The sequence below is a fragment of the Aquimarina sp. RZ0 genome (genome assembly GCF_008370685.1).
Lineage (GTDB): Bacteria > Bacteroidota > Bacteroidia > Flavobacteriales > Flavobacteriaceae > Aquimarina.
The window spans coordinates 1-1167 of the sequence record NZ_VTZU01000226.1 but is presented as its reverse complement, the minus strand read 5'-3'; the positions used below and the strand labels follow the sequence as shown (position 1 = coordinate 1167).

The 1167-nt window shown below is 30.2% G+C and carries 1 protein-coding gene; it reads left to right on the top strand.

Translation table 11 applies throughout. The features are described 5' to 3' along the window. On the top strand, positions 1-1093 hold a 1093-nt coding region (locus tag F0000_RS27405), incomplete at its 5' end, for a Fic family protein (RefSeq protein ID WP_223148960.1). Between the last annotated feature and the right edge of the window lie 74 nt (positions 1094-1167).

The following is a 1167-nucleotide window of genomic DNA, read 5'->3' as shown; positions in this document are numbered from 1 at the left end:
AGTATTTTTGGATAAATATGGATACATTATGGATATGTCTAAAAAATTAGAGTTTACAAGTACTGTTTATGGAAAAATAATGAAACAGTTAAGTATCATTGATAATTTTAAAGGAAATTGGGAAATCATTGACTTAAGGTACAGTAAACATTTAAAAGAGCTACGCAAAATAGCAACTATAGAAAGTATCGGTTCTTCTACAAGAATAGAAGGTGCTACATTAACAGATAATGAAGTAGAAAAACTATTAAAGTCAGTAAAAATTACAAAACTGACCACAAGAGAACAGCAAGAAGTTGTTGGTTATTATGATGCTCTACAAATCATTCTAGATAATTATAAAGACTTACCAATTACAGAACGTTATTTACATCAGTTGCATAGTATTTTGTTAAAACACAGCGATAAAGACCAAACTCACAAAGGGAAATATAAAAACCTATCTAATCAAGTTGTAGCAAATTATCCAGACGGAACTCAACGAACCATTTTTAGAACAACAGAACCACATTTAACAGCTAAAGAAATGGAGGACTTATTACTGTGGTTAAATAAGCGTTTTGAAACCCTAGATATGCATCCAGTAATGGTAACAGCAACCTTTATCTACGAATTTTTGTCAATACATCCCTATCAAGATGGAAATGGTCGATTGTCAAGGCTTTTAACGACATTAATCTTAATGAAACAAGGTTATGAGTTTACTCAGTATATTTCTTTTGAACACATCATTGAAGAACGGAAAGAAGAATATTACAGAACTTTAATGGATGGACAAAAGAACAGATATAATGAGAATGAAAAGATTGATAAATGGATAGTATTCTTTTTAGATTGTATGGTAACATTAATACAACGATTAGAAAAGAAATATGAGACGTATAAAAAGCTTGAAAAAGAACTCAATGAAAGGCAAAAAGAAGTATTAGAGTTCATTAAAGAAATCAAAAAAGTTAGCATAAGTGATCTTGAAAAAGCGTTTACAAATCACTCTCGAAATACATTAAAAAAAGACCTTTTTTACCTTGTGAATGAAGGTTTAATACTAAAAACAGGAGAATTAAAGGGAACTAGGTATCATTACACCGAATAAATCCACACAACACAAAATCCAGTTTTTTGCAGAAAAAGCAAAAACCCTCTGTATTTTGTGTTGTTCCGCTCACC